This is a genomic window from Pseudomonas sp. F220 (genome assembly GCF_057813935.1).
Genome location: NZ_JBVASJ010000044.1, coordinates 17,639 through 43,544 on the forward strand (window position 1 = coordinate 17,639; position 25,906 = coordinate 43,544).

A 25,906-nucleotide genomic window follows, 5' to 3' on the forward strand; every position below is an offset into this window, starting at 1 on the left:
TTCGGCGCGAAATTCTTTTGGGTTATTTTTCTCCTCAGCTGTTTTGCCTGATATGGCGGGCGGATCGGGTCTGCCATTACCGCAGCCTGCAAGCCGCTGAAGCGCAGGCCCTGAGCGGTATGGTGAATGATGGCTGGAGTTTTTCCGAACTGCGCGGCGAGTTAGCAGTCACTTGTAAAGAGGGTGCGCCATTGCTGGCTGTAACCTGGCTGAAACAGTGGATTCACGACGGTTTGATCACCGTCGAGGGTCATAGAGAAAGGCTACAAGTTCGATAGCCTGCTAATTTTCTCGGATGGTCTACCCTCATATCAGACGTCTGAAACAAGGGGGACTAGTCATGCTCGCGCACCTTCCACCGGCCTTACAGAATCTGCAGTTACCGTTACGCCTCAGACTCTGGGATGGCCATGAATTCAATCTGGGCCCAGCGCCCAGCGTCACCATTGTGGTCAAGGACCCGCAATTGGTTGCCAAATTCACTCATCCGACCCTTGATTTGTTGGGGGCCGCGTTCGTCGAAGGCAAACTGGAGCTCGAAGGCTCTATCAATGAAGTCATTCGGGTCTGCGATGAGTGGAGCCAGGCTCTGCTGGATGAGAGCGATGACAATCAGCCTGTGCGCACCGTCCACGACAAAGACACCGATGCGGCGGCCATCTCTTATCACTACGACTTGTCCAATGCGTTCTATCAGCTCTGGCTCGATAGCGACATGGCCTATTCCTGCGCCTATTTCGAGACCGGCAGCGAGAGCCTGGAACAAGCCCAGCAAGCCAAGTTTCGCCATTTGTGTCGCAAACTGCGCCTGCAACCCGGCGAGTACCTGCTGGATGTCGGCTGCGGCTGGGGCGGGCTGGCGCGCTTCGCCGCTCGGGAATTCGGAGCGAAAGTATTCGGGATTACCTTGAGCAAAGAGCAGTTGGCGCTGGCTCGGGAGCGGGTGATTGAGGAAGGCCTGGAGGATCAGGTTGAGCTGCAATTGCTCGACTATCGCGACTTGCCGCAGGACGGTCGCTTCGACAAGGTGGTGAGTGTTGGTATGTTTGAGCATGTGGGGCATGCGAACCTGGCACAGTACTGCAAGACCTTGTTCGGGGCGGTGCGCGAAGGCGGGCTGGTGATGAACCATGGCATCACCGCCAAGCACATTGACGGCCGCCCGGTCGGGCGCGGCGCCGGTGAGTTTATCGAACGCTATGTGTTCCCCAACGGAGAGCTGCCGCATCTGTCGATGATTTCAGCCGAGATTAGCGAGGCGGGGCTGGAAATCGTCGACGTCGAAAGCCTGCGTCTGCATTACGCGCGCACCCTGGACCACTGGAGCGAGCGCCTGGAGGACAATCTGGAAGCCGCTTCGAAACAAGTGCCGGAGCAGGCCCTGCGCATCTGGCGGCTGTACCTGGCCGGTTGCGCTTATGCGTTCGCCAAAGGCTGGATTAATCTGCACCAGATCCTCGCGGTCAAGGCCCATGCCGACGGCAGCCATGAACTGCCGTGGACTCGCGACGATATCTATAACCCTTAAAGAATCGGCGATATAAGCCGTGCGACCCGCATGCCAAGTTGTTGCAGGCGGTGGGTCTTGCGGCCTTCTCCCTTGGCGATCTCGTGAGCCTGGGCGAAGTCGTCGTTGAGCATGAGTTCCACTTCGGCGGCGAATTGGCTGTCGACGGTCAGCAGCATCACTTCGAAGTTGAGCCGGAACGAACGGTTGTCCAGATTCGCGCTGCCGATGGCGCTGATTTCGCTGTCGATCAACACCACTTTCTGATGCAGAAAACCTGGCCCATAACGGAACATCCGTACTCCGGCCCGCACCGCTTCGAAAGCGAAGAGACTGGACGCTGCGTAGACAACGCGGTGATCCGGCCGTGAAGGCAGCAAAATTCGCACATCCACACCTCGCAACACCGCGAGCCGCAACGCGGCGAATACCGCTTCGTCGGGAATGAAATACGGGCTGGTGATCCACACTCGCTCGTTCGCGGCATGGATGGCTTCGACAAAAAACAGCGAGCAGGTTTCGTAGGGGTCTGCCGGGCCGCTGGCCAGCAGCTGGCAGAGCACGCCGTCGTCTGGGTAGGTGTCGGGCAGGATCAGCGGCGGTAACTTTCGTGAAGCCCAGAACCAGTCTTCAGCAAACGATTCCTGCATGCAGGCCACTACCGGGCCGCTGACTTTGACATGAGTGTCGCGCCAGGGCGCCAGTGGCGGTTTCTTACCCATGTACTCGTCGCCGACGTTGTGCCCACCGACGAATCCAAGCAGGCCATCGACCACGACAATTTTGCGGTGATTGCGAAAATTGACCTGGAAGCGATTGAGCCAGCCGCTGCGGGTAGCGAAGGCTCTGATCTGCACGCCGGCCTCGCGCATGGGTTGAACGTAGCTGTGGGGCAGGGAGTGGCTGCCGATACGGTCGTAGAGCACGTAAATGGCGACGCCTTCGGCGGCTTTCTCCATCAGCAGGGCCTGCAAGCGGCGGCCGAGTTGGTCGTCGTGGATGATGAAAAACTGGATCAATACAGCTTTGCGGGCACTACGGATGGCGTCGAAAATTGCCGCAAAAGTGGCTTCGCCATTGATCAGCAGGCGCACCTGGTTATTCGAAAGGCACGGCATGCGCCCCAGTTTCGGCATGGCTCGAAGCGAGGCGTAGGCATTTGAGGCACGAGCGGTCAGTGCTTCTTCGACCCAAGGGCGCCAGTTCAGGTCGGCGATGGCTTTGTGCATTTCTTCGTTGGCTTGGCGCCTTGCCTTGATATAGGCATCGAACGTGCTGCGGCCAAAGACCAGGTAGGGGATGAGGGTCAGATAAGGAATGAACAACAGTGACATCGCCCAGGCGATTGCGCCTTGGGCAGTCCTGACGGTGAGTACAGCATGGATGGCGGCGATCATGCCCAGTGAGTGAATAGTGGCGATCAGATAACCGAAAACATGCGGGCCAAAATAATCCATGGGACAGCCTTGCTCCTGAAGGTTCAATGCTTAACAGACCATGTTCCACACCGAATGTCGCTATTTAATTCGCGATGCAACCGAAGTAGATTGCTGACGTCTAACGGCCACTATTCTTTAGGAGTTACTCGATGAACGTTCGTCTGCTGGGTTTGGCCTTGGTTGTTGGTTTGTCGCTTCCTGTGGCCGCTCAGGCGCAGATGTTGCAACCCGGGTTGTGGGAATTGACCTCGAGCAACATGAAAGTGGATGACCAGAATTTGCCGGATCTGCAACTGATCCTAGGTCAGTTACAGAGCCAGATGACCCCGCAGCAACGGGCAGCGCTGGAGCAGCAGGGCATCACGATGGGCGGCAAAGGTATTCGAGCTTGTCTGACTCAGGCCCAAGTGCAGTCCGACAACATTCCGCTGACGGATCCGCAATCGGGCTGCAAGCAGGAAATCACCGACCGCGCCGGCAATCAGTGGAAATTTCGCTTCAGCTGCCCGAAAGCGCAGGGCACCGGTGTCGCCACTTTCCTTAGTGATCGAGAGTTCACGACCAAGGTCAATGGCACTTTCAATGCCACCGGCATCCAGCAGAAGGGCAGCCTGGATACCCGCGCGGTGTGGATGGGGCAGGATTGCGGGACTGTTAAACCACGAGCCTAAAAGCTTCGCGGACAAGCGACCTCGAAAACCGAGAGCGGCTGGTCGTACTCACGCAATGAGCCGTCGGGCAGGGTGATGCGGATCATTTTGGTGGTCCTTGGTGCTTCAAAAAAAGTGAGGGGTTAACGCATAAACCGCAGTGGCAAACCCTGACAGCCGTCATATAGATGTTCGGCGTGCCAGGCAATTTGCCCCGAGACCAACGTGGTGCTGACGCTGTGGCGAAAGCGTCGCTCGGCAAAGGGTGTCCAGCCGCATTGAGCGAGGACCGGTTGCTGGGCAACGGCTTTGCCGCCGGGCTCGGGTTTGATCAGCACCAGGTCGGCCCAATAGCCTTCGCGCAGGTAGCCGCGGTCGGGAATGGCGAACAAATCCGCCACCCTGTGGCTGGTTTTTTCCACCAGCGTGGTCAGTGGCAGAAGCTGATCGGCAACCAGCTCCAGCAGCGCGGGGAGGGCGTGTTGCACCAATGGCAGCCCGGACGGTGCCTGGCGATAGGGCAGCTGTTTCTCTGCCCAGGTATGAGGCGCATGGTCGCTGCCGATCACATCCAGCCGGTTGCACAGCAGGGCTTGGCGCAGGGCATCCCGGTCGGCCTGGGTTTTGATCGCCGGGTTGCACTTGATCAAGTTGCCGAGGCTTTTATAGTCGCGATCGTCGAACAACACGTGGTGCACACAGACCTCGGCGGTGATGCGCTTTTCGGCCAGCGGTTTGTCTTCGAACAAGGCCAGTTCGCGTGCGGTGGTCAGGTGCAAAACATGCAGCCGAGTGCCGTGGCGCTTGGCTAGATCCACGGCCATTGAAGAAGAGCGAAAGCAGGCTTCGGCGTTGCGGATCAGTGGATGGGCTGCCGGCGGTATGGCCTCGCCAAACAGTTCCCGCAGATAGCTTTCGTTGGCCTGGATGCTGGGTGTGTGCTCGCAATGGGCGAGCAGGATAGTCGGCACTTCGGCGAACAGTCGCTCGAGAATCTGTGGATCGTCCACCAGCATGTTGCCGGTGGAGGCACCCATGAAAACTTTAACCCCGGCCACTGTGCATGGATCGAGCGCGGCAATGGTCTCGAGGTTGTCGTTACTGACACCGAAGTGAAAGCCGTAATTGGCCACTGAACTGATTGCCGCGCGGCGCTTCTTGTCGGCCAGCGCGGCGAGCGTCAGGGTCGCTGGCCGGGTGTTGGGCATGTCCATGAAGCTGGTGATGCCACCGGCCACAGCAGCCCGCGATTCGGTGTAAAAGCTTCCCTTGTGGGGTGCGCCCGGGTCGCGGAAATGCACTTGGTCATCGATCATGCCGGGCAACAGCCACTGGCCCTTGGCGTCGATTTCCACCGATGCGTTTTCGCCTTCGATGCTGCTGGCAATCTTCACGATGCGACCGTGGTCCACCAGCAGATCACCGTCGAACTCATGACCTTCGTTGACCAATCGGGCGTTTCGAATCAGCACGCTGCTCATGTTCAAAACTCGTTCTGCAGGGCTTTGTAGCCGCGCACCAGATCGACGTTGGTCCGTGCCACATCTTCGGAAAACTCCGAAGCGCTGACGCTGACGGGTGGAAACTGCGACAGATCGGTCTTGGGCCCGATGCGAGTGGTCGACGGCACGTAGAAGTCTTCGGGCAAGTCCCACCATCGACCACCGAGTTGTGCCGCACCACGCAGCCGTCACCGACCGCGCAGTTGAACAGCACGCTGTTGAAGCCGATGAACACCCGGTTGCCGACGGAGCATGGCCCGTGAACGATGGAGCGGTGGGCGATCGAACTGAACTCGCCGATGGTCACCGCCGCGCCGGATTTGGAGTGGATGACCACGCCGTCCTGGATGTTCGAATTGGCGCCAATGGTGATCGGCTCCATCTCGCCTGAGTCGTCCACTTCGTCGGCACGAATCACCGCGTAGGGACCGACGAAGACGTTCTCGCCAATCACCACTTTGCCGCAGATGATCGCAGTCTTATCCACATAGGCGGATTCGGCGATCACCGGTAGATCACCGGACGGGTTTTTGCGAATCATGGTGTGCTCAAGGCGTCGTATAAGGTGTTGAGGTTGTATTCGAACAGCCCGGCGAACGTGCTGGCCGGACCTGTGGCGGCGAGGGCGTCGGAGTACAAGGTGCCGCCGATATGCGCACCGCTTTCTTCGGCAATTTGCTTGAGCAGGCGCGCGTCTTTGATATTTTCCATGAACACCGCTTTGACCTTGGCCTGACGGATCTGAGTGATCAGCGCAGCGACTTCGGCGGCGGAGGGTTCACGCTCAGTGGACAAACCTTGAGGCGCCATGAAGTCGATGCCGTAGGCCTGGCCGAGATAGCCGAAAGCATCATGGGAGGTGACGATCTTGCGGTTACCCGGCGGCAAGGAACCGAGCTTGGCTTTGGCTTCGGCCAGCAGACGGTAGATCTGTTTCAGGTAGGTCTGGCTGTTGCGCTCGTAGTCCGCTTTGTTTGCCGGATCTGCCGCAATCAGCGCCTTGGTGATGTTGCTCACATACAGTTCGGTGTTCGCCAGGTTATGCCAGGCGTGCGGGTCGGGAATGGTCTCGCCGTCTTCATCCATGGTCCGCGGGATGACGCCACGACTGGCGGTGATCACCTGGGTTTTGGTCTCGGTGCTGGTGACCAGGCGATCCAGCCATGGCTCGAAGCCCAGGCCATTTTTGATGATCAGCTTGGCCTTGAGCAGCGCTTTGGCGTCGTCCGGGGTTGGCTCATAGGTGTGGGCGTCTGCGTCCGGACCGACCATGTTAGTGATTTGGATATGTTCGCCGCCGACCTGGTGAGTCATGTCGGCGAGGATGCTGAAGCTGGTGACCACCTGAAGTTTCTCTGCCGCCGATGCTGTCGATAGCGACAACGGCAGCAGCAGACTGAACAGCACGAGTAGAGCGCGCATCGGGAAACACCTCATTGGGATGTGAGCAAAGGTGGGCGGCGCAGCAAACCGTGCACCGGACCGAACACCACGGACAGCAAGTACAAACCGCCGGCCACCAGCACGATGGCCGGGCCGCTGGGCAGCGAGTAGTAGAACGAGAGCAACAGACCGAGCCACACCGAGAGGCAACCGAGCGCCGCGGCGATAGCCATCAACACCGGCAGGCGTCGACTCCAGAAGCGCGAAGCCGCTGCGGGCAACATCATCAAACCAACCACCATCAGCGCGCCGATGGCCTGAAAACCGATAACCAGATTCAGCACTACCAGGGTCAGAAACAGTCCATGAGCCAACGGCCCGAGGCGGCTGACGGTTTGCAGGAACAGCGGGTCGAGGGTGTCCAGCAGCAGTGGTTTGTAGATCGCCGCCATGGCGATCAGGCTGAAGGCCGAGACCCACAGCATGCCGGTCAGCGTCGGTCCATCGACGGCAAGCGCCGAGCCGAATAGCAAGTGCAGCAGGTCCAGGCGTTTGCCGGCGATGCCGAGAATCAGCACACCGCAGGCCAAGGAAATGGGGTAGATCGCCGCGAGGCTGGCGTCCTCCCGCAGGCCGGTGCGGCGGGTGATCCACGCAGCGAGCCCGGCCATGCTCAGGCCGGCACCGAGGCCGCCAATGGTCAGTGCAGGCAGACTTAAACCGGCGAACCAGAAGCCCAAGGCGGCGCCGGGCAAAATCCCGTGAGCCACCGCGTCGCCGATCAGGCTCATCCGCCGCAGGATCAAAAACACCCCGAGTGGAGCAGTGCTACAGGCCAATACCAAGCCGCCGAGAAGTGCTCGGCGCATGAAGATGAACTCGTGGAACGGTTGCCAAAGCTGGGCGGCGACGACCATTACGCCACCTGCGTCTGAGGTTGTTGGGTGATCAGTTCGACACTTGGCGCGAGTACGCAGCCGCTGCCTTTGATCAGCAGCGCTTGAGGAATGTGTTGGCGTACGGCGGCCAGGTCATGGCAGACAACGACCAGCGTCCGCCCTTCGGCATGCCACGCATGGATATGTTTCCAGAGCAGCGCCTGGCCGAGTTCGTCGAGCGCGGCGTGAGGTTCGTCGAGCAACAGCACCGGTGCTTCGGCCAGACTCAAACGAGCGAGCAGGGCACGCTGCAATTCACCGCCAGACAAGGCCATCAGCGGGCGATGTTCCAGGCCCGTCAGGCACCAATCATCCAGTACGGATGTCAGGCGTTGGCTGCGCATCTGTGGGGTTTGTTTGCTGCCCCAGAATCCAGCGGCAACCAGCTCTTGCAGACTGATGGGGAACTGTCGGTCCAGATGCTGTTGTTGCGGCAGAAAAGACAGACTGCCGCGCCGCGGAACATCCAGTTCGACGTTGCCAGCCAGTGGCCTCTGTAATCCGGCGATAACTTTCAGCAAGCTACTTTTACCCGAGCCATTGGCGCCGATCACCGCGGTCAGGCTACCGCTCGCCAGTTCGAAATTAACGGCGGGGGTGAGAGGCTGGCCAGGCGCGCCCCAACGTAAACCTTGGCAGCGGATCATGCGGCCTCCCAGTTCCAGCGGCTTTCGGCCACCGCATCATGGGCGTGCAGGCTTTCGGCGTGGATAACGCGCAGGTGGAAGGCGTTGATGCCTGGAGATCTTTTCAGCGCCAGATTCAAACGTCGGGCTGCGTCTTCGCAGAACATCAGGTTCTGACCATTTGCCAGGGCGAAGGCTTGTTCGTCGGCGCGTTTCACTGCGGTTTGAACGGCGGTGCCGAGGGCGGCTTCGGCGTCGTTGATCACGGCGATCAGTGGCAAGCCTTCCAGGTAGTCGTTCAAACGTAGCTGCAACTGCGCGCTACTTCGCTGACTGTGAGGCGTCGCGACAATGCCTTTTGACGTGCCGAGCCAGGCCAGAACGTCAGGGTGCTGCAACGCTTTGTTGGCAAAGTCATCGACGAATTGCTGCTGAATTAACTGTCTCGACAGTGCTGCTGAGCACGGGCAAGTTGAGGAATAAGTAACCTCAATTTTTAGTTCCACGTGGAACACTGCGTTTTTCAGCCGCGCTTCGATGCTCACCGGATAAGTTTTCCAACCGGCCAGCGGGCTGACCAATGCTGGCCGCTTAAGCAGCAAGTCGGTGTGAATACGCAGGTAAGCGCTGTTGGACAAACCGTCATGGCTGTCGAGAAAACGTTGCAGAACCTGACGTAAAAGCAGCGGCGTGAGGTTTTCCTGTTCGAGCATTTCCAGCGCCAAATACAGACGTGACATATGAATGCCGCGCGCCTCGCCATCATCGAGACTCACGCCCGCATCTGCTTTGGCGCTCATTCGTTGGCCATCGAACACCATGGGTAGAGCAATGCCGCACATGCCCACCCATTCGAGTGGCAAGGCTTGGCGTGAGGCCTGCGCGGCGATATCCGGCAGAGTCAGCGCGTTCATAAGCAGGTCCATCGTTGGAAATGATTCGACATGTTATATTATAACTTAACGGTCGACGATGCCTTTTTCCTGAATGGGCTTTCACCACGTCATGTCGAGTACGGACGCTCCCCTATCTGCGGTACATGTCATGCACAGACGTCAATTGCTCAACCTGATTCTGGCCAGTGTGGCCTTCGCCTTGCCGCTGGGTGTATCCGCCACGCAAATCCGCAATGCCCGGCTCTGGCGCTCGGATGACAAGCTGCGGCTGGTGCTCGATCTGAGCGGGCCGGTGCAGTACAAAACGTTCTCGCTGACCGCGCCGGAACGTTTGATCATCGATTTGAGCGGAGCACGTCTGAGTGGCGACTTCAGTCAGTTGGCGCTGGCCAACACGGTGATTCGCTCGATCCGTTCCGGGCACTTTGGGCAAGGCGATACACGGATCGTGCTCGATCTCACCGGGCCGGTGCAGCTCAACAGCTTTCAGTTGCCACCACAGGACGGACAGGGCCATCGACTGGTGTTCGATCTCACCAGCAGTGGTCATGCACCGATGCAGATTGCCGCTGCACCTTCGATTGCGCGTGAAACACCTGTGGATAAAGCTCATCCCAAGCGCGACATCATTGTGGTGGTCGACCCTGGCCACGGTGGCAAAGACCCGGGCGCGGTCGGCGCCAAGGGCGAGCGCGAAAAAGATGTGGTGCTGTCTATCGCGCAACTGCTCGCCAAGCGTTTGAAACGGGAGAATGGTTTTGACGTGAAGCTGGTGCGCAACGATGACTTCTTCGTGCCGCTGCGCAAACGTGTGGAGATCGCCCGTAAGCACAACGCTGACATGTTCATCTCGGTGCATGCCGACGCCGCGCCACGGCTCACGGCCTCAGGTGCGTCGGTGTATGCGTTGTCCGAGGGCGGCGCGACCTCAGCCACGGCGCGCTTTATGGCGCAACGGGAGAACGGTGCCGATTTGCTGGGCGCCACCAGCCTGCTCAATCTGAAAGACAAAGACCCGATGCTCGCCGGGGTAATCCTCGATATGTCGATGAACGCGACCATCGCTGCCAGTTTGCAGTTAGGTAGCACGGTGCTTGGCAGTCTTGCGGGGATCACCACACTGCATCAGAAGCGGGTGGAACAGGCGGGGTTCGCGGTGCTGAAGTCACCGGATGTGCCGTCGATCCTGGTGGAAACGGGCTTCATTTCCAACAGCCGCGACAGCCAGAGACTGGTGGCTCCACGGCACCAGCAGGCGGTGGCGGACGGCTTGTTCGAAGGTTTGCAGCGCTACTTCCAGAAGAATCCACCGGTGAACAGTTACATGGCTTGGCTGCAGGATCAGAAAAAAGCCCAGGTCTAACAGCCGCTGATACGACTGCAGGTGAACTTGGCGCTGGCGCCGCCGGAACTGGAGAACCGATTGACGGTGGTCCAGCCAACGCGGCGACTGTAGCCGACCCAGGCTTCACCGTCGGAGGCTATGCCTGTGAAGAACGTCAGTTGCCCGTAGCGGCTATTGGTTTGTGCCCAATAACGTTTGCCGATCACCTCAAAACCCCGCAGATACGTGGTGGTGCCAGCCGTGGCGACACTGTAGGCGTTGCCGTCGGCATCCGCGCAGGCCAACAGGTTGGCGCTGCGAGTGCAGTTGGCAAGCGTGCTCGGCAGTTGCGCGCAGACGTTGCTCGCCACAAATAGTGAAAGACTCAGCAACGTGTATTTCAGAGCGTTACGCATTGGGTTTCTCGTGGCGCGGGTTGGCTCAAGCATTGCGCCCTTCGTCGCTGGGGACAAGAGGGGATTGGCTAAATTGCATTGTTATACTATAACATCAAGGCAAGTCCCGCCCTGATGAGACACCCTGATGCCCAATCGCCTTCCCGTTACCGTGTTGTCCGGCTTTCTCGGCGCCGGTAAAAGTACGCTACTCAACTACGTTCTGCGCAACCGCGACAACCTTCGGGTGGCCGTGATCGTCAACGATATGAGTGAGATCAACATCGACGGCAGCGAGGTTCAGCGCGATGTCAGTCTGAACCGCGCCGAAGAAAAACTTATTGAAATGAGCAATGGCTGCATTTGCTGCACCCTGCGTGAAGACTTGCTGGAAGAGGTCAGCAAACTGGCCAAGGACGGTCGTTTCGATTACTTGTTGATCGAATCCACGGGGATTTCCGAGCCTTTGCCGGTGGCGGAAACCTTCACCTTCCGTGATGAAGAGGGTCAGAGCCTGGCCGATATTGCACGACTCGACACCATGGTCACGGTGGTCGACGGCATGAACTTCCTGCTCGACTATCAGGCCGCCGAGAGTCTCGCCTCACGTGGCGAAACCTTGGGCGAGGAGGATGAGCGCTCGATCACTGACCTGCTGATTGAGCAGATCGAATTCGCCGACGTGATCCTGATCAGCAAGATTGATTTGATCAGCAGCAGTGACCGCCAGGAGCTGATCGCCATTCTCGAACGGCTCAATTCTCAGGCCGACATCATTCCGATGGTCATGGGCGAAGTGCCGCTGGAAAAGATCCTCAATACCGGACGCTTTGACTTCGAACGTGCCGCTCAGGCCCCGGGCTGGTTGCAGGAACTGCGCGGTGAGCATGTTCCCGAAACCGAGGAGTACGGCATTGCTTCGACGGCTTATCGGGCGCGACGTCCCTTTCATCCGCAGCGGTTCTTCGACTTCATTGACCGCCCGTGGGTGAATGGCAAACTGCTGCGTTCCAAGGGCTTTTTCTGGCTGGCCAGCAAGCATCAGGACGCTGGAAGCTGGTCCCAGGCTGGTGGTTTGATGCGTCACGGTTTCGCCGGACGCTGGTGGCGATTTGTGCCAAAACCACAGTGGCCGCAGGATCAGGAAAGCACCTCGGCGATCATGGAAAACTGGACGGCTGCCACCGGTGATTGCCGTCAAGAATTGGTGTTCATCGGTCAGAACATCGACTTCGCCCAGCTCACTTCTGAGCTCGATAACTGTCTGCTGACCGACGCCGAAATGGCCGTGGGCGCAGAGGGTTGGCGGCTGATGCCTGATCCGTTTGGCTCTTGGCATGAAGAGGCAGCGGCCTGATGCTCGCCCCACGCCTGAAGCTGCGTCCGATAATTCGTCAGGTCCGGGGTGAGACGCCAGAAGCGCTCACTCAGATTCTGGAAGACGGTGTGAATCTGGCCCTCTGGCAACGCCACCTGCCAGCGCACATTGCCGATTTCGGCACATTGTTGCTGTCCTTGGGCGAGCCCCTGGCTGAGTCGTTATCGCTGGAAATACCGAGCGAAGACACGGAACCCAACCTCCGCGGATTAGCTTCAGGCTTCAGTGATCTGGAGGGTTACGAAGGCTTTATCGCCGATGTTTCCTGGTTGGTCAGCGCCTTCGCTTGTCTGCTGGGCGCCAAGCGCATCGGTTTGCGTCTACGGGTGCAGGACAAGGCCATGTGCCCGCGCTTCCATATCGATCATGTGCAGGTGCGCTTGATCACGACTTACGCGGGTATCGGTAGCCAATGGTTGCGGGAAGGGGCGATGGACCGTCGGCAACTGGGCAAGGCCGACGCCGAACCGCAGGGTGACTCACAGATCCAGCAAATCGCCTGTGGTGAAGTGGCCTTGCTCAAGGGCGAGAAATGGCACGGCAATGAAGGCTTCGGCCTGATCCATCGCTCGCCGCAACCGGCGCCGGGTGAGCGTCGGTTGATCCTGACCCTCGACTGGCTGAGCTAGGCGCACTCAAGGTTTCAGCCATTTGCCCTGGCTCTGACTTTCGCAGAACGGCTGCAAATACGCTGCATCAGTGGCCACGCCGTAATAGTGAATATCTTGCCGGTAAGGCATATTGGCCACTTGGGCGTCGCTGCAAACGCCGAAGGCACCGGCGGGGCAGAGCTCGGAGAACTCTACGTCGACTTTTTGACCGGGCAGGTTCGGCTGGCAGAAGCCGTCGTTGAACAGTTTTTCCGGGATGTTGCGGTTCTGCTGGCAGACTTTGACGTCGAGCCGTTCAGCCTGACTGTGGACCATGCAGGCCTGAGCCAATGCCTCGCCCGAGCTGAGCGCCAACAGCAGTGACAGCCAAATCACCCGCATCATTCACTCCTTAGATACCGCCGATATGCTGCAGAACATTCCCACCCACGTCATTGCCGGGCCGCTTGGCGCCGGCAAGACCAGCCTGATCAAGCACCTGCTGGCGCAGCGGCCGGCCCATGAGCGCTGGGCGGTGTTGATCAATGAGTTCGGTCAGATCGGACTGGATGCCGCGTTGCTGACTCAGGACGCCGATGGTATCGCACTGGGTGAAGTCGCCGGCGGCTGTTTGTGCTGCGTGAATGGAGCTCCGTTTCAGATCGGTCTTGGGCGTTTGTTGCGCAAAGCGCGGCCCGACCGGTTGTTTATCGAACCCTCCGGATTGGGCCATCCGGCGCAGTTACTTAAACAATTGCACGATGCGCCGTGGCAAAGCGTATTGGCCGTTCAGCCGTGTGTGGTGGTGCTCGATGCCCAAGCGCTGGCCGCCGGGAAACCGTTGCCACAAGCGCAGCAGGAAGCGCTTTCCAGCGCGGGTCTGTTGGTACTGAACAAGGACGAGCAACTCAGCGACGCGGATCGCCAGCGGATCACCACGCAGTTGCCGGATTACCCGGTGTACTGGACACAACAGGCAGCTTTACCGCTGGCCAAATTGCCAGGCGTACAGGTTCAGGCGAACGCGGGTGTGGATAACTTCACAGTGCCAAAAGGGTTGGCGCAGATGCCGGCGGTCTGGACTGATCCGGCGCAACCGATTTGCCTGAGCCGGCAACAGGAAGGTGGTTGGAGCATTGGCTGGCGTTGGCATCCGAGTCAGCAATTCGATGCAAGGCGGGTCTCGCTATGGCTCCAAAGCCTTGATTGGCAGCGGGCCAAGCTGGTTATCCACAGCGTCGATGGCTGGGTTTCTGCCAACGCGGTGGATAACTCGGCTATGCACTGGCAGCCTAGCGAATGGCGGCGTGATTCACGTATTGAGCTGATTTTTAGTGAGCCGTAGGATGTGGACAGCCTGCAAAACGCCTTGGCTGGTTGCCGCATTACGAAGGTTTAACCCCAGGCGCCAAAAGATCGTCCGAACGCGTACCCCTGTAGGAGGCTGCGATCTTTTGATTTTGCGTCAATTTCGCCACTTGTTATGTTCCTGGCGCCACTGGCTCAGCTCAATCACCTCGGCACTCGGCAGCGGGGGTTTGACCTCGAACGGGTAGGGCGCCAGCTCGATTTGTGCGCTGTGAGCACCAAATTGGGTGATGGTGCCGGAGTGGCGCGTTTCGCCGGTTACCGTGAACTCGAAGTTATAGATGCGGGCCAGGCGCCGCCGACCGTTGGCATCCTTGACGAAGCCAATCCGCTTCAACGCGACGTTACCGTCCAGCAGCTCGATATCAAGCTTGGCGCAATGCTGCTTGACCCTCTCCAGTGCCCGCTCACGCAAGCCGTGGTTGTGCCATAGCCAAGCGGCGCCGGTCGCCAGCAGCATCAGCACGAAGATATTTCCCAAGGTCAGCATGAACGCGCGCTCCAACAAAGTAGTGTCAGCTTAACTGTGTCTTCGGTCTGTCGTACAGGCTGTGTTTAGTCGCATACTGCGCGGCTCGAATTTCAATCGTTTTACGGAAATCTCGCATGAAACGTACCCCCCATTTGCTCGCCATCCAGTCCCACGTGGTCTTCGGCCATGCCGGCAACAGCGCTGCGGTTTTCCCCATGCAGCGGGTCGGGGTGAATGTCTGGCCGCTCAATACCGTGCAGTTCTCCAACCACACTCAGTATGGTCAGTGGGCGGGAGAGGTGTTGGCACCGCATCAGATTCCGGAACTGATCGAGGGAATTGCCGCGATCGGCGAGTTGGGTAACTGCGATGCAGTGCTGTCCGGTTACCTCGGCAGCGCGGCCCAGGGACGAGCGATCCTCACAGGTGTGGCGCGGATCAAGGCGATCAATCCCAAAGCCTTGTACCTCTGCGACCCGGTGATGGGGCATCCGGAAAAGGGCTGCAGTGTGCCAGCCGAAGTCAGTGACTTCCTGCTGGAAGAAGCAGCGGCGATGGCTGACTTCATGTGCCCGAATCAACTCGAGCTGGACAGCTTCTCCGGGCGCAAGCCGCAGTCGCTGTTCGATTGCCTGGCCATGGCGCGAGCGTTGCTGGCCCGCGGCCCGAAGGCGGTGCTGGTCAAGCATCTGGATTATCCCGGCAAACTGCCGGACGCCTTTGAGATGTTACTGGTGACTTGCGAGGGCAGTTGGCACCTGCGTCGGCCGTTACTGGCTTTTCCGCGCCAGCCCGTGGGCGTCGGCGACCTGACGTCCGGCTTGTTTCTGGCTCGGGTGCTGTTGGGGGACAGCCTGCTGGCGGCCTTCGAGTTCACCGCCGCGGCGGTGCATGAAGTGCTACTGGAAACCCAAGCCTGCGCCAGCTACGAGCTGGAGCTGGTGCGCGCCCAAGACCGAATCGCCCATCCGCGAGTGCGATTTGAGGCGACCGCGATCAGCCTTTAAACCTATCGCGGGCAAGAACTGGGCGTCCCCCCTGCTCCTACAGGTACTGTGAAATTCCTGGTAGGAGTAGGGGGGACGCCCAGTCCTTGCCCGCGAAGACTATCTAAAGAGCGACGCCAGACTGACGGTACACCTCAGGCGTCCGCCTTGATTTCCTGATAGCGCTTTTCCAGCTCCTGACGGATCTGGCGGCGCTGCTTGGCCTGGATGAACCGGCGTTTGTCTTCGCTGTTTTGCGGTTGCAGCGGCGGCACGACGGTAGGTTTGCGCTGGTCATCGACTGCCACCATGGTGAAAAAGCAGCTATTGGTATGGCGCACCGAGCGCTCACGAATATTTTCCGTCACCACTTTGATCCCCACCTCCATCGAGGTGCTGCCGGTGTAGTTGACCGACGCGAGAAAGGTCACCAGTTCGCCGACATGGATTGGCTCACGGAAGATCACCTGATCCACCGACAGGGTGACCACGTAGCGCCCGGCATAGCGGCTGGCGCAGGCATAGGCAACTTCATCGAGGTACTTGAGCAGGGTGCCGCCGTGGACATTGCCAGAGAAGTTGGCCATGTCGGGGGTCATCAATACCGTCATCGACAGCTGGGCGTTTCCGGGTTCCATAGCACACACACTCACGGTTCTAGGCAGGGATTGCGGGAGCACCTCTGCGGGCGCTAGGTTACTTTTTCAAAACCACAGTTAACGGGACGCTGCGCTCGTGGCGTCCGTCACGCCTGGATCGATCTGTTTCCATATATTGCACCGCATTTCTGTCGGAAGTCGCGGTGTTACCCTTCAAAAGCCCATTCCGAGGGCATTTCCCACCTGAAATTCAGATGTGTAGTTCGCTCAGTCAGGCATTTGTTGGCGTTCCGGTGATCGAGCGACCGTGTCAGCACCCAACCAAGGAGCCTTACACCATGCATGCCATCAGTTTTATTCAGGATCTGGCAGTGATCATGTTGGTTGCGGGTGTGGTGACCATTCTTTTTCATAGGCTCAAACAACCGGTAGTGCTTGGCTATATCGTCGCCGGTTTCATCATCGGGCCGCACACACCACCATTCGGCCTGATCCACGATGAGCAGACCATCAAGACCCTGGCAGAGCTGGGGGTGATTTTTCTGATGTTCTGTCTTGGGCTGGAGTTCAGCCTGCGTAAATTGTTCAAGGTCGGGGCCACGGCGTTTATCGCGGCGTTCCTCGAAATTGTGCTGATGATCTGGATCGGCTACGAAATCGGCCGCTGGTTTGACTGGAGCACCATGGACTCGCTGTTCCTCGGCGCAATCCTGGCGATCTCCTCGACAACCATCATCGTCAAGGCCCTCAATGACCTGAAGATGAAAAACCAGCGCTTTGCGCAGCTGATCTTCGGTGTGTCGATTGTTGAAGACATTTTGGGGATTGGCATCATTGCGTTGCTGTCGAGCATCGCAGTCAGCGGTACCGTCAGCTCCGGAGAAGTATTTTCCACGGTCGGCAAGCTGTCGTTGTTCATGATTGTCGCCTTGGTGATTGGTATTTTGCTGGTGCCGCGTCTGCTGGCCTACGTGGCCAAATTCGAAAGCAACGAGATGCTGCTGATCACCGTGCTAGGCCTGTGCTTTGGCTTCTGCCTGCTGGTGGTCAAGCTGGAGTACAGCATGGTGCTGGGGGCATTTCTGATTGGCGCGATCATGGCCGAGTCGCGGCAATTGGTGAAAATCGAGCGATTGATCGAGCCGGTTCGCGACATGTTCAGCGCGATCTTCTTTGTCGCCATCGGCCTGATGATCGACCCACAGATTCTGCTGCAATACGCCTGGCCTATTGCCGTGATCACCGTCGCTGTGGTGCTGGGCAAGATGTTGTCCTGCGGGCTGGGCGCCTTTATCGCCGGCAATGACGGACGCACCTCACTGCGGGTTGGCATGGGGCTTTCGCAGATTGGCGAATTCTCTTTCATCATCGCAGCCTTAGGCATGACCTTGCAGGTCACCAGCGATTTTCTCTATCCGGTGGCTGTGGCCGTGTCGGCCATCACCACTTTGCTGACCCCGTATCTGATTCGTGCGGCCGACCCGTTGTCGCTCAAGCTGGCAGCGGTGATGCCGCAGCGTCTGGCTCGTGTGCTGGGGATGTACGGTGAATGGCTACGCAGCATCCAACCGCAGGGTGAAGGTGCGCTGCTGGCGAAAATGATTCGACGGATTCTGTTACAGGTGGGGGTCAATCTGGCGCTGGTGATGGCGATCTTCTTCTCTGGCGGTTTTTTCGCAGAGCGCATTGGCGATTATCTTCAAGGCTGGATCAGCGACTCCAGTTGGCAAAAGGCATTGATCTGGGGTGGTGCGCTGCTGTTGTCGTTGCCGTTTTTGATCGCCGCGTATCGAAAGCTCAAGGCGCTGTCGATGTTGCTGGCAGAGATGGGCGTGAAAGCGGAAATGGCCGGGCGCCATACGCAACGCGTGCGGCGGGTGATCGCTGAGGTGATACCGATTTTGTCGTTGCTGGTGATCTTCTTGTTGCTGGCGGCGTTATCGTCGAGCATTTTGCCGACTGCCGAACTGTTGATCCTGATTGCCGTCGTTGCGGCGGCTGTCGCGGCACTGCTGTGGCGCTGGTTTATCCATATGCATACGCGGATGCAGGTCGCCCTGCTGGAAACGCTGGATAACCACAAGGACTCTTCCGAGCATTGAGGCCCGCTCCAGCTTAGTGCTGGAGACGGGCTTTCGCGTTCGGGATCAGCTTTCCAGCCAGACGTCCCGCGCCCAATGCCATACCGATTCCCAAGACTCTTCGGTCACCAGTTCTTCTTCGGCGGACCACAGCACCACAGTGCCGTCTTCCTCGACGCAATAATAGTTATCGCCGTCCTGGCAGATCGGGATCAATTCCCGAGGTACGCCGACGTCCCAGGCAGTCGCGGCGACTTCCGGGAGGTAGGTGTGGGAACCGGGATCAGTGATGGTCACCGGCTCCAGGCTGCCATAGACCACATCACTCACGGTCAGCAGAAATTCTTTGAAGACGAAGGGGATGTTTATGAACAGTTGTTCTTCAACTTCCACCAATTGGTCTTCGTCTGGTAGCTCCAGAGGGACCGGTACAGGTTCGTTGGCTTCACGCAGTTGTTCGATGACTTCTTCCACGGCCGGGATCCTCTTGCTCAATGGCGCGGTTTATATGGGGCGGTTTATACAGTAGCTCGCTATAAGTGCAACCGTGAAATAGAAAACCCCAGCCGAGGCTGGGGTTTTTGTTTCTTCATGCTCAATGCAGCACGTGGGATCAGCCGTTCTGGCGGATACCTGCAACCAGCCATGGCTGATTGTCGCCCTGAGGACGCTCCATGTTCCAGCTTTCGCTGAAGACTTCGCCCTGGTCGAAACGCGAGGTTTTCGACACGCCGCTGAAGGTCAGGGTGGCGACAGTCTTGTCGGAACGATCATCCACACCGTCCAGTTGAACATTGAGGTTATCAATAAAGGTGGACTGGAAACCGTCGCCCAGATCGGCACGTTCCTTTTTCAGGAACTCGAGCAACTGTGGGGTTACGAACTCGGCAATCTTGTCCATTTCGTTGGCGTCCCAGTGCTGTTGCAGGGACTGGAAGTGGTTGCGCGCCGCTTCTACGAAGCGCTCTTCGTTGAACCAGGCTGGTGCGTTGATCACCGGACGAGCGGCGGCAGGTGCTGCCGATCCACCGAAGATCGACCCTTGAGCCGGTTTTTGCTCGAACACTTCACGCTGCATCGGCGCGTGGCCCGCGGGAGTCATGTGCTCTTGCTGCTTGCGACGACGAGCGGCAATGAAGCGGAAGATCAGGAAGGCGATGACCGCCATGATCAGGATGTCGAAGATCTGCATACCCTGGAAGCCGCCGCCCATGAACATGGAGGCCAGCAGGCCACCGGCAGCGATGCCGGCCAGAGGGCCGAGCCAGCGCGAAGCACCGCCAGCCTTGGCGGCAACGCCTGCGGCACCGGCAGCTCCTGCAGTGGCGGCTGCAGCGCCGGCACCCGAAGAAGACGGGGCCATCTGGCTAGTCTGGTGGGTCGGCGCAGCGCCGACGCTTTTGCCGCCACCAAAGCGCTTGGCGTTGGCGTCGAGGCTCATCGTCAGGCCGATGCACAACGCCATGGCGATGCTAAGAAAACGTTTCATAAAGGGAATTCCCATTTGTGGATGGCACGCGCGCCATGTTGCACAGCTGAAGTGTTACTGGCTAGCGGCAGAGTGTTTCGGGCTTTTGCCTAGTCGTCTGCGAAGAAACGCAGTCGGTGGCGTAGGGCCGGTAATGTTTGGGCTGTAGGCCTGATGGATAAGTTCTGTAGGAATGTCTTTTTCTAGCGCCGTAAGGCCAACATCACTACGCCGGAGGTGATCAGGCCGATTCCGCCCCATTGGCGCAGGTCGAGCTTTTCACCCAGCAGGATCACCCCGAGCACCGCCACCAGCACCACGCTGAGCTTGTCCACCGGGGCCACCAACGAGGCGGGCCCGAGCTTCAGTGCACGGAAGTAGCAAATCCATGAGACGCCCGTTGCAAGTCCGGACAGCAACAGGAACAGGTAGCTCTTGGCTGAGATCGATCCTAATGACTGATATTGGCCCGTGGCGTACAAAATCAAGGCCAGACTGACCAATACCACCACAGTGCGCAGTAGGGTGGCGAAGTCGGAATTGACGTTCTCGATGCCGATTTTGGCGAAGATCGCCGTCATGGCAGCGAACGCCGCCGAAAGCAGGGCCCAGAATGTCCAGGAAGAGAAAAAACCTGAGCCCATTTTTTTTTGCCCTTATAAAGTCAGACTGCTTCCAGTTTGGCGTAGCCCAGCATCAACCACTTACTGCCTTCGCTGAAGTTCACCTGCACCCGAGCTTGCGCGCCAGCGCCTTCGAAGTTGAGGATCACCCCGTCGCCGAATACTGAGTGCCGCACCTGCTGGCCGAGGCTGAACGCAGTTTCCGGGATCTCGGTGCCGCTGAACAGGCTGCTCGAACTTTGCTTCTGGCCGCCGCCGAACGGTCGGCTGACACTGTTGGACAGCCGCACTTCCTGAATCAGGCCTTTCGGCACTTCGCGTACGAAGCGTGAAACCTTGTTGTAGGTCTCGCTGCCATACAGGCGTCGGGTTTCAGCGTAGGTCATCACCAGATTCTGCATGGCCCGCGTGATGCCCACGTAGGCCAGGCGGCGTTCTTCTTCAAGACGGCCGGGTTCTTCCAGGCTCATCTTGTGCGGGAACAGACCTTCTTCCATGCCCACCAGGAACACATAAGGGAACTCCAGGCCTTTGGCGCTGTGCAGCGTCATCAGTTGAATGCTGTCTTCGTGCTCATCGGCCTGAGTGTCGCCGGCTTCCAGCGACGCGTGGCCCAAGAAGGCGGCAAGCGGAGAAAGGTCGGCGTCTTCTTCCGCATTTTCGAAGTTGCGTGCGGCGCTGACCAGTTCCTCAAGGTTTTCTACCCGAGCCTGGCCTTTCTCGCCTTTTTCCGCTTCGTGGTAGGCGATCAACCCGGATTGCTCGATGACTGTTTGGGTCATCAGGTGCAGTGGCATGTCCACGGTTTTGGCCGCAAGGTTCTCGATCAGCTCGACGAACACCCCAAGGGCGCCGGCCGCACGACCGGTCAGGCCTTTATTCGCGACCAACAGGCGCATCGCTTCCCACATCGACACATCGCTATGGCGTGCATGTTCGCGAATCGCTTCGACGGTTTTCTCGCCGATGCCACGGGCCGGGACGTTGATCACCCGCTCCAGCGCCGCATCGTTGCCGCGACCTTCGAGCAAGCGCAGGTAGGCCATGGCGTTCTTGATTTCGGCGCGCTCGAAGAAGCGTTGGCCGCCGTAGATCCGGTAAGGGATGCGTTCGCGCAGCAGCGCTTCTTCAAGTACCCGGGATTGGGCGTTGGAGCGATACAAGATGGCGATATCGCTGCGGGCCAGGCCAGTTTTCAGGGCGCTTTCGATGGTTTCCACTACGTAGCGCGCTTCATCGTGTTCGTTGAAGGCCGCGTACAGATTGATCGCCTCGCCTTCGCCGCCGTCAGTCCACAGCTCTTTGCCCAAACGTCCGGTGTTGTTGGCGATCAAGGCGTTAGCGGCCTTGAGGATCCCGGCGGTGGAGCGGTAGTTCTGCTCCAGACGAATGGTTTCGGCGTCCGGGAAGTCTTCGGAATACTGATAGATGTTCTCGATTTTCGCGCCACGCCAGCCATAGATCGACTGGTCGTCATCGCCGACCACCATCAGGCTGTCACCGCCCTTGGCCAGCAGTCGCAACCAGGCGTACTGCACGGCGTTGGTGTCCTGGAATTCGTCTACCAGTATGTGGCGGAAGCGCTTTTGATAGTGCGCCAGCAAGCCCGGGTGATCGCGCCACAGATCGAGGGCACGCAGCAGCAACTCGGAAAAATCGATCACACCGGCGCGCAGGCAAGCGGCCTCGTAGGCTTCATAGATGCTGCGCATGGTGGCCAGGAACAGATCACCGCTGGCCTGAATGTGTTGCGGGCGCAGACCTTCGTCTTTCTGCCCGTTGATGAACCACTGTGCCTGACGGGCCGGCCAGCGTTGTTCGTCCAGCCCCAGCTCGCGGATCACCCGCTTGACCAGGCGTTGCTGGTCATCGCTGTCGAGAATCTGGAAGGTCTGGCTCAACCCGGCTTCCTGCCAGTGCGCCCGCAACAGGCGGTGCGCCAGGCCGTGGAAGGTGCCGACCCACATACCGGCCGGGCTGATGCCCATCAACTGCTCGATGCGATGACGCATCTCGGCAGCGGCCTTGTTGGTGAAGGTCACCGACAGGATCGAGTGCGACGAGGCCTGCTCGACCTGGATCAACCAGGCGATGCGGTGCACTAACACACGGGTTTTACCGGAACCAGCACCGGCCAGGACCAACTGACGACCCACGGAGGCAGCTACGGCCTGGCGTTGGGCATCGTTGAGGGAGTTCAGCAGAAAGGAGAGATCATCGCGCATCGGAGCATTCTAGGGTGCCGGGCCACACCGGGCAAACCGAGCTTTGGTTTAACCGATAAAAAGAAACCCAGGGGACGACCGGTCAGTCATTCATTGCAGGTGTTGGCGGGGCTCGCTTGAGCGGCCAGGGGAGGGAATCAGACGCAATTTGATTTGCCGATTTTATGATATGGAGCAGTTTGGTCCGGGCAATTGCTTGTGTATGCTCCTGCGACGTTTCGGGCTCAACCCTGCTCGCCATTATAAGAACAAGAACACTGCCTATGACACTCAGCACTAACCTGTCGGGGCCCTCAGTGGAGCCGCAGGTTATACGCAAGCACTACGCCATGGAGATGGCGGTCGAACGCACGCGTCTGCTTTATCAAGGCTCGCTGCTGCCCACCTTATTCATGTTGCTCAATGGTCTGGTCTGCGCCTGGTTGCTCTGGAGCCCGCAGCGTTATGTTCTGGTCAGCATTTGGCTGGTCTGGCTGCTGATGTTGGTTGCGCTGCGGGTCATTCAGGTAGCGGCCTTCGATTCCGCAATGCCGAGTCGCCAGGCGCAGCCGATCTGGCAGCGGATGTTCTTGCTCGGTTCCGGCATGAGCGGTTTGACCCTGGCGTGTGCCGGCATCGCCCTGGTGCCGACCGACAGTTTCCTGCAGCAGGCCTGGGTCTTCGGTCTGATCGGTGCGGCGACGCTTTCGGCCAGCGTTGCCTATGCAGTCAGTCTGCCGGCATTCCTGTCCTTTACCTTGCCGTGTCTGTTGCCGGCGATCGGCTATTTATTCCTGAGCGGTGACGAACAGCAGCAAGGCTGGGGCTGGCTGGGGGTGATTCTGCTGGGCTCCTTGAGCGTCGTCGCCTGGCAGGTTAATCGGTTGATTCATCGTGGTTTGCAGCGGCGCTTCCAGAACCAGGCGCTGATCGAGCATTTGCAGCAGGCGCAAAGCCGCAGCGAACAGCTCAACCAGGAGCTGGCCCGGGAAATCGACCAGCGTCGCAGTGCCGAAGAGCAATTGCGTGAAGCTCAGGTCGGTCTGGAAAGCCGGGTTTCGCAACGCAGCCTGGAGCTGGACGCGGCGAATCAAGCCTTGAGCAAAAGCGAAGCGCGTCTGGGGTTGGCGTTAAAGGCCAGTGAATTAGGGTTGTGGGACTGGAATCTGCAGACCGACGAGGTGCATCACACGCAGCTTAAAGAGCTGTTTGGCCTGGAGCCGGATAACGTGACCGCGATGCTCAGCCATCTCAAACCGCGTTTGCATCCGCAGGATCTGCTGCCGCTCAAGCGCGCGCTGGTCGAGCATTTGAAGGGCCGCACCGAGGATTACTTGATCGAGTACCGCGTGCGTCATGGTGATGGGCATTGGGTGTGGATCGAGGACCGTGGTCGGGCAGTGGAGCGCGGGGAAAACGGTCGAGTGATCCGTATGGTCGGCACCCGACGCGACATCAGCAACAGCAAAGAGCTGGAAGAACAGCGTCGGCTGGCGGCCACGGTGTTCGAAGCGGCCAGCGAAGGTATCGTGATTCTCGATCCAAATTACGCGTTAATCGCGGTCAATCAGGCGTTCAGCCGGGTGACCGGTTACCAGATTGAAGACATGCTCGGGCGTAACATTGTCGAATTGCCCGGCAGTCGTGACGCGCACCGACATTACCCGGTGATCCATCAGGCTCTAGAGCAACACGGCAGCTGGCAGGGGGAGTTGGTCGAGGCGCGCAAGAACGGTGAGTTGTATCCGCAATGGTTGCAGCTCAACGTCGTACGCGATATTCGAGGAAATGTGAGTCATATCGTCGGCTTCTTCACCGATTTGTCCGCCAGACGCGAATCCGAAGAGCGCATGCGCTATTTGACCCACTACGACGAACTGACCGGGCTGGCCAATCGATCACTGTTCCGCGAACGGCTGCACGAAGCCCATCAGCGAATACGTCAGGGCGGCCGTAGCCTGGCGTTGCTGCACATCAATCTGGATCGCTTCAAGTTGCTCAACGACAGCCTTGGCCATGAAATCGCCGACCAGTTGTTGCAGAAAATGGCACGCCGGCTGGTCAATGCGCTGCCGGAGGCCGACACCATTGCGCGTTTATCCGGCGATGAGTTTGCGGTGCTGTTCGACGCGTATGGCAACTTGTCCAGCCTGGCGCGGGTGGCGACCCGGTTGGCGACCAAACTGCGATTGCCGGTGACGGTGGAAGGTCACGAGTTGGTGGTCAGCGCGTCGATGGGCATCAGCATGTTGCCGGACAACGCACGGGAAATTTCGGCGCTGGTCAGCCAGTCAAATATCGCCATGCAACATGCCAAACACCTGGGCGGCAACAACTTCCAGTTCTACACAGAGAGCCTGCAAGCCAGCACCCTGGAGCGTCTGCAGCTTGAGAACCAATTACGCAAGGCCATCGAAGAACGGCAGTTGAAGGTGTTCTACCAACCGAAACTGTGTCTCGCGACGGGTCGCTTGAATGGCGCTGAAGCCCTGGTACGTTGGGATCACCCGACCATGGGTCGGGTGCCGCCGGGGGACTTTATCGGGCTCGCCGAAGAGACCGGTCTGATCGGCCCGATCGGCGAGTTCGTGCTGCGTCAGGCCTGCTGGCAAGCCTGCGAATGGCAACGTCAGGGGCTGGAGCCGATCCGGGTTTCGGTCAATTTGTCGGTGCATCAATTGCGCCAGGGAAAACTGGTCAGCCTGGTGCGCCAAGTGCTCGAGGAAACCGGTCTGGCGCCGCACTGCCTGGAACTGGAGCTGACAGAAAGCCAGCTGCTGGACAGCGTCGAGCACATCATCGCGACCTTCCAGCAACTGCGTGATCTGGGAGTAAAACTGGCGATCGACGACTTCGGCACCGGGTATTCGTCGCTGAGCTACCTCAAGCGTATTCCGGTGGACTACGTGAAAATTGATCAGGCGTTTATTCGAGGCCTGGCCGAGGGCAGCGAGGACGCGGCGATCACCCGGGCAATCATCGCCATGGCCCATGGCCTGTCGCTCAAAGTGGTGGCCGAAGGGGTCGAGCGTCAGGAGCAGCTTGAGTTTCTCAAGGCTGAGGGCTGTGATGAGGTGCAGGGCTACCTGATCAGCCGTCCGGTGGAGGCGGTCACGCTCGCCAGCTTATTAAGGGGCGACTACCCAGGGGGAGTTCTGTATTAACGCAAGGAAAACGCCTGCCAGGTGGTGTGATCCATCTGGCAGGAAATACCCCGGGGGTGATTCGCGTTTTTTGCCTTAAGTGGACTGCCTTCCACGTAGGCATAGGTATTTAGGCCGTCATTCAGCCCAATCGGATCACTTTGGACATACCTCCCAGTTTCCGGGTTGTAATCCCTTACCCCCCAACTAGTGTGCTGTTTGCGAAATAAATTTCTCCATGCTTGCACTACACTTCAGGTGCCATTCCTACCTTGGAGAGTTCCTGGTGAGCGCTCTGGACATTACGCTTAGCCCCGAAGAATTTGCCGAACTG

General features: G+C 58.9%; 23 protein-coding genes and 3 pseudogenes. 10 read left to right on the top strand and 16 right to left on the bottom strand.

The features are described 5' to 3' along the window. Window positions 1–35: 35 nt before the first annotated feature. Together ACZYSM_RS25655 and cfaB are read left to right on the top strand one after the other, a co-directional pair. Window positions 36–278 (top strand): annotated as a pseudogene (locus ACZYSM_RS25655) (HvfC/BufC N-terminal domain-containing protein); the annotation flags it as partial. A 62-nt stretch (window positions 279–340) separates the two neighbouring features. Continuing rightward, window positions 341–1,528, top strand: coding sequence for a C17 cyclopropane fatty acid synthase CfaB (cfaB, locus tag ACZYSM_RS25660; protein WP_489075892.1), 1,188 nt, complete (start codon window positions 341–343; stop codon window positions 1,526–1,528). On the opposite strand, the gene cls is transcribed toward cfaB, so the two are convergent. Beyond that, window positions 1,525–2,964: a cardiolipin synthase gene (cls, locus tag ACZYSM_RS25665; RefSeq protein ID WP_489075894.1), complete on the bottom strand. Its 1,440-nt coding sequence runs from the start codon at window positions 2,962–2,964 to the stop codon at window positions 1,525–1,527. The two genes, cfaB and cls, sit on opposite strands and share 4 nt — an antisense overlap. Before the next feature lie 131 nt (window positions 2,965–3,095). On the opposite strand from cls, the gene ACZYSM_RS25670 reads away from it, so the two are divergent. Then, complete coding sequence (locus tag ACZYSM_RS25670) at window positions 3,096–3,617, top strand: DUF3617 domain-containing protein (protein WP_489075896.1); 522 nt, start codon at window positions 3,096–3,098, stop codon at window positions 3,615–3,617. A 122-nt stretch (window positions 3,618–3,739) separates the two neighbouring features. Here the strand turns inward: ACZYSM_RS25670 and ACZYSM_RS25675 are convergent, their stop codons facing one another. From ACZYSM_RS25675 to folE2, 6 genes and pseudogenes are all read right to left on the bottom strand, one after another. Beyond that, the gene (locus ACZYSM_RS25675; RefSeq protein ID WP_489075898.1) at window positions 3,740–5,077 is read right to left on the bottom strand and encodes a dihydroorotase; all 1,338 of its coding nucleotides are present in this window, start codon (window positions 5,075–5,077) and stop codon (window positions 3,740–3,742) included. Window positions 5,078–5,079: 2 nt separating this feature from the next. Beyond that, a pseudogene (locus ACZYSM_RS25680) lies at window positions 5,080–5,639 on the bottom strand (gamma carbonic anhydrase family protein). Next, entirely contained in the window at window positions 5,636–6,520 is an 885-nt protein-coding gene (locus ACZYSM_RS25685; protein WP_489075900.1) for a metal ABC transporter substrate-binding protein, read from the bottom strand. The pseudogene ACZYSM_RS25680 and the gene ACZYSM_RS25685 overlap by 4 nt, the downstream one beginning before the upstream one ends. A gap of 11 nt (window positions 6,521–6,531) precedes the next feature. Then, a complete protein-coding gene (locus tag ACZYSM_RS25690; protein ID WP_489075902.1) occupies window positions 6,532–7,398 on the bottom strand; it encodes a metal ABC transporter permease in 867 nt (288 codons plus the stop codon). Next, complete coding sequence (locus ACZYSM_RS25695) at window positions 7,398–8,066, bottom strand: metal ABC transporter ATP-binding protein (RefSeq protein ID WP_489075904.1); 669 nt, start codon at window positions 8,064–8,066, stop codon at window positions 7,398–7,400. Before ACZYSM_RS25695 ends, ACZYSM_RS25690 begins: the two co-directional genes overlap by 1 nt. Next, window positions 8,063–8,959 (bottom strand): GTP cyclohydrolase FolE2, encoded by an 897-nt coding sequence (folE2, locus tag ACZYSM_RS25700; protein WP_489075906.1) that lies wholly within the window; start codon window positions 8,957–8,959, stop codon window positions 8,063–8,065. The genes ACZYSM_RS25695 and folE2 overlap by 4 nt, the downstream gene beginning before the upstream one ends. Before the next feature lie 130 nt (window positions 8,960–9,089). Here folE2 and ACZYSM_RS25705 point away from each other — a divergent pair, with 130 nt between their 5' ends. Continuing rightward, on the top strand, window positions 9,090–10,304 hold the full coding sequence (locus ACZYSM_RS25705; RefSeq protein WP_489075908.1) for an N-acetylmuramoyl-L-alanine amidase: 1,215 nt from the start codon (window positions 9,090–9,092) through the stop codon (window positions 10,302–10,304). Here the strand turns inward: ACZYSM_RS25705 and ACZYSM_RS25710 are convergent. Beyond that, window positions 10,301–10,681, bottom strand: a complete 381-nt coding sequence (locus ACZYSM_RS25710) for a glutamine synthetase (protein WP_489075910.1) — start codon at window positions 10,679–10,681, stop codon at window positions 10,301–10,303. The genes ACZYSM_RS25705 and ACZYSM_RS25710 overlap by 4 nt on opposite strands. Window positions 10,682–10,808: 127 nt before the next feature. Between ACZYSM_RS25710 and zigA the strand changes: the two genes are divergently transcribed. Further along, window positions 10,809–12,017: a zinc metallochaperone GTPase ZigA gene (zigA, locus tag ACZYSM_RS25715; RefSeq protein ID WP_489075912.1), complete on the top strand. Its 1,209-nt coding sequence runs from the start codon at window positions 10,809–10,811 to the stop codon at window positions 12,015–12,017. Next, complete coding sequence (locus ACZYSM_RS25720; protein ID WP_489075914.1) at window positions 12,017–12,667, top strand: DUF1826 domain-containing protein; 651 nt, start codon at window positions 12,017–12,019, stop codon at window positions 12,665–12,667. The genes zigA and ACZYSM_RS25720 overlap by 1 nt, the downstream gene beginning before the upstream one ends. A gap of 6 nt (window positions 12,668–12,673) precedes the next feature. Here the strand turns inward: ACZYSM_RS25720 and ACZYSM_RS25725 are convergent, their stop codons facing one another. Then, window positions 12,674–13,030 carry an NADH:ubiquinone oxidoreductase gene (locus ACZYSM_RS25725; RefSeq protein ID WP_489075916.1) on the bottom strand — a complete coding sequence of 119 codons (357 nt, stop codon included), beginning with the start codon at window positions 13,028–13,030 and terminating at the stop codon, window positions 12,674–12,676. Window positions 13,031–13,055: 25 nt separating this feature from the next. Between ACZYSM_RS25725 and ACZYSM_RS25730 the strand changes: the two genes are divergently transcribed. Beyond that, window positions 13,056–13,973 carry a CobW family GTP-binding protein gene (locus ACZYSM_RS25730; protein WP_489075918.1) on the top strand — a complete coding sequence of 306 codons (918 nt, stop codon included), beginning with the start codon at window positions 13,056–13,058 and terminating at the stop codon, window positions 13,971–13,973. Window positions 13,974–14,093: 120 nt separating this feature from the next. Here the strand turns inward: ACZYSM_RS25730 and ACZYSM_RS25735 are convergent, their stop codons facing one another. Next, window positions 14,094–14,486: a DUF3301 domain-containing protein gene (locus tag ACZYSM_RS25735; protein WP_489075920.1), complete on the bottom strand. Its 393-nt coding sequence runs from the start codon at window positions 14,484–14,486 to the stop codon at window positions 14,094–14,096. 116 nt (window positions 14,487–14,602) lie between these two features. Between ACZYSM_RS25735 and pdxY the strand changes: the two genes are divergently transcribed. Further along, a complete protein-coding gene (gene pdxY / locus ACZYSM_RS25740; protein ID WP_489075922.1) occupies window positions 14,603–15,475 on the top strand; it encodes a pyridoxal kinase PdxY in 873 nt (290 codons plus the stop codon). Between the two features lie 134 nt (window positions 15,476–15,609). On the opposite strand, the gene ACZYSM_RS25745 is transcribed toward pdxY, so the two are convergent. Next, a complete protein-coding gene (locus ACZYSM_RS25745; RefSeq protein ID WP_489075924.1) occupies window positions 15,610–16,092 on the bottom strand; it encodes an acyl-CoA thioesterase in 483 nt (160 codons plus the stop codon). 299 nt (window positions 16,093–16,391) lie between these two features. On the opposite strand from ACZYSM_RS25745, the gene ACZYSM_RS25750 reads away from it, so the two are divergent. Continuing rightward, window positions 16,392–18,155 carry a cation:proton antiporter gene (locus ACZYSM_RS25750; protein WP_489075926.1) on the top strand — a complete coding sequence of 588 codons (1,764 nt, stop codon included), beginning with the start codon at window positions 16,392–16,394 and terminating at the stop codon, window positions 18,153–18,155. Between the two features lie 45 nt (window positions 18,156–18,200). Here ACZYSM_RS25750 and ACZYSM_RS25755 read toward each other — a convergent pair whose 3' ends face one another. The 4 genes from ACZYSM_RS25755 to uvrD all read right to left on the bottom strand — a co-directional run bounded on the left by ACZYSM_RS25755 (window position 18,201) and on the right by uvrD (window position 22,450). Then, the gene (locus tag ACZYSM_RS25755) at window positions 18,201–18,608 is read right to left on the bottom strand and encodes an SMI1/KNR4 family protein (protein ID WP_489075928.1); all 408 of its coding nucleotides are present in this window, start codon (window positions 18,606–18,608) and stop codon (window positions 18,201–18,203) included. A 139-nt stretch (window positions 18,609–18,747) separates the two neighbouring features. Continuing rightward, window positions 18,748–19,623 carry a Tim44 domain-containing protein gene (locus tag ACZYSM_RS25760; protein ID WP_489075930.1) on the bottom strand — a complete coding sequence of 292 codons (876 nt, stop codon included), beginning with the start codon at window positions 19,621–19,623 and terminating at the stop codon, window positions 18,748–18,750. Window positions 19,624–19,805: 182 nt separating this feature from the next. Then, window positions 19,806–20,246 carry an EamA family transporter gene (locus tag ACZYSM_RS25765; RefSeq protein WP_489075932.1) on the bottom strand — a complete coding sequence of 147 codons (441 nt, stop codon included), beginning with the start codon at window positions 20,244–20,246 and terminating at the stop codon, window positions 19,806–19,808. Between the two features lie 20 nt (window positions 20,247–20,266). Beyond that, window positions 20,267–22,450 carry a DNA helicase II gene (uvrD, locus tag ACZYSM_RS25770; RefSeq protein WP_489075934.1) on the bottom strand — a complete coding sequence of 728 codons (2,184 nt, stop codon included), beginning with the start codon at window positions 22,448–22,450 and terminating at the stop codon, window positions 20,267–20,269. A 263-nt stretch (window positions 22,451–22,713) separates the two neighbouring features. Between uvrD and ACZYSM_RS25775 the strand changes: the two genes are divergently transcribed. After that, window positions 22,714–25,593: a putative bifunctional diguanylate cyclase/phosphodiesterase gene (locus ACZYSM_RS25775; protein ID WP_489075936.1), complete on the top strand. Its 2,880-nt coding sequence runs from the start codon at window positions 22,714–22,716 to the stop codon at window positions 25,591–25,593. A gap of 77 nt (window positions 25,594–25,670) precedes the next feature. Here ACZYSM_RS25775 and ACZYSM_RS25780 read toward each other — a convergent pair. Beyond that, window positions 25,671–25,769, bottom strand: a pseudogene (locus ACZYSM_RS25780) (RHS repeat-associated core domain-containing protein); the annotation flags it as partial. Between the last annotated feature and the right edge of the window lie 137 nt (window positions 25,770–25,906).

Bases quoted from the DNA above. Each gene is read 5' to 3' on its own strand.
- cfaB (WP_489075892.1), top strand. From the start codon at position 341: ATGCTCGCGCACCTTCCACCGGCCTTACAGAATCTGCAGTTACCGTTA.
- cls (WP_489075894.1), bottom strand. From the start codon at position 2,964: ATGGATTATTTTGGCCCGCATGTTTTCGGTTATCTGATCGCCACTATT.
- ACZYSM_RS25670 (WP_489075896.1), top strand. From the start codon at position 3,096: ATGAACGTTCGTCTGCTGGGTTTGGCCTTGGTTGTTGGTTTGTCGCTT.
- ACZYSM_RS25675 (WP_489075898.1), bottom strand. From the start codon at position 5,077: ATGAGCAGCGTGCTGATTCGAAACGCCCGATTGGTCAACGAAGGTCAT.
- ACZYSM_RS25685 (WP_489075900.1), bottom strand. From the start codon at position 6,520: ATGCGCGCTCTACTCGTGCTGTTCAGTCTGCTGCTGCCGTTGTCGCTA.
- ACZYSM_RS25690 (WP_489075902.1), bottom strand. From the start codon at position 7,398: ATGGTCGTCGCCGCCCAGCTTTGGCAACCGTTCCACGAGTTCATCTTC.
- ACZYSM_RS25695 (WP_489075904.1), bottom strand. From the start codon at position 8,066: ATGATCCGCTGCCAAGGTTTACGTTGGGGCGCGCCTGGCCAGCCTCTC.
- folE2 (WP_489075906.1), bottom strand. From the start codon at position 8,959: ATGAACGCGCTGACTCTGCCGGATATCGCCGCGCAGGCCTCACGCCAA.
- ACZYSM_RS25705 (WP_489075908.1), top strand. From the start codon at position 9,090: ATGCACAGACGTCAATTGCTCAACCTGATTCTGGCCAGTGTGGCCTTC.
- ACZYSM_RS25710 (WP_489075910.1), bottom strand. From the start codon at position 10,681: ATGCGTAACGCTCTGAAATACACGTTGCTGAGTCTTTCACTATTTGTG.
- zigA (WP_489075912.1), top strand. From the start codon at position 10,809: ATGCCCAATCGCCTTCCCGTTACCGTGTTGTCCGGCTTTCTCGGCGCC.
- ACZYSM_RS25720 (WP_489075914.1), top strand. From the start codon at position 12,017: ATGCTCGCCCCACGCCTGAAGCTGCGTCCGATAATTCGTCAGGTCCGG.
- ACZYSM_RS25725 (WP_489075916.1), bottom strand. From the start codon at position 13,030: ATGCGGGTGATTTGGCTGTCACTGCTGTTGGCGCTCAGCTCGGGCGAG.
- ACZYSM_RS25730 (WP_489075918.1), top strand. From the start codon at position 13,056: ATGCTGCAGAACATTCCCACCCACGTCATTGCCGGGCCGCTTGGCGCC.
- ACZYSM_RS25735 (WP_489075920.1), bottom strand. From the start codon at position 14,486: ATGCTGACCTTGGGAAATATCTTCGTGCTGATGCTGCTGGCGACCGGC.
- pdxY (WP_489075922.1), top strand. From the start codon at position 14,603: ATGAAACGTACCCCCCATTTGCTCGCCATCCAGTCCCACGTGGTCTTC.
- ACZYSM_RS25745 (WP_489075924.1), bottom strand. From the start codon at position 16,092: ATGGAACCCGGAAACGCCCAGCTGTCGATGACGGTATTGATGACCCCC.
- ACZYSM_RS25750 (WP_489075926.1), top strand. From the start codon at position 16,392: ATGCATGCCATCAGTTTTATTCAGGATCTGGCAGTGATCATGTTGGTT.
- ACZYSM_RS25760 (WP_489075930.1), bottom strand. From the start codon at position 19,623: ATGAAACGTTTTCTTAGCATCGCCATGGCGTTGTGCATCGGCCTGACG.
- ACZYSM_RS25765 (WP_489075932.1), bottom strand. From the start codon at position 20,246: ATGGGCTCAGGTTTTTTCTCTTCCTGGACATTCTGGGCCCTGCTTTCG.
- uvrD (WP_489075934.1), bottom strand. From the start codon at position 22,450: ATGCGCGATGATCTCTCCTTTCTGCTGAACTCCCTCAACGATGCCCAA.
- ACZYSM_RS25775 (WP_489075936.1), top strand. From the start codon at position 22,714: ATGACACTCAGCACTAACCTGTCGGGGCCCTCAGTGGAGCCGCAGGTT.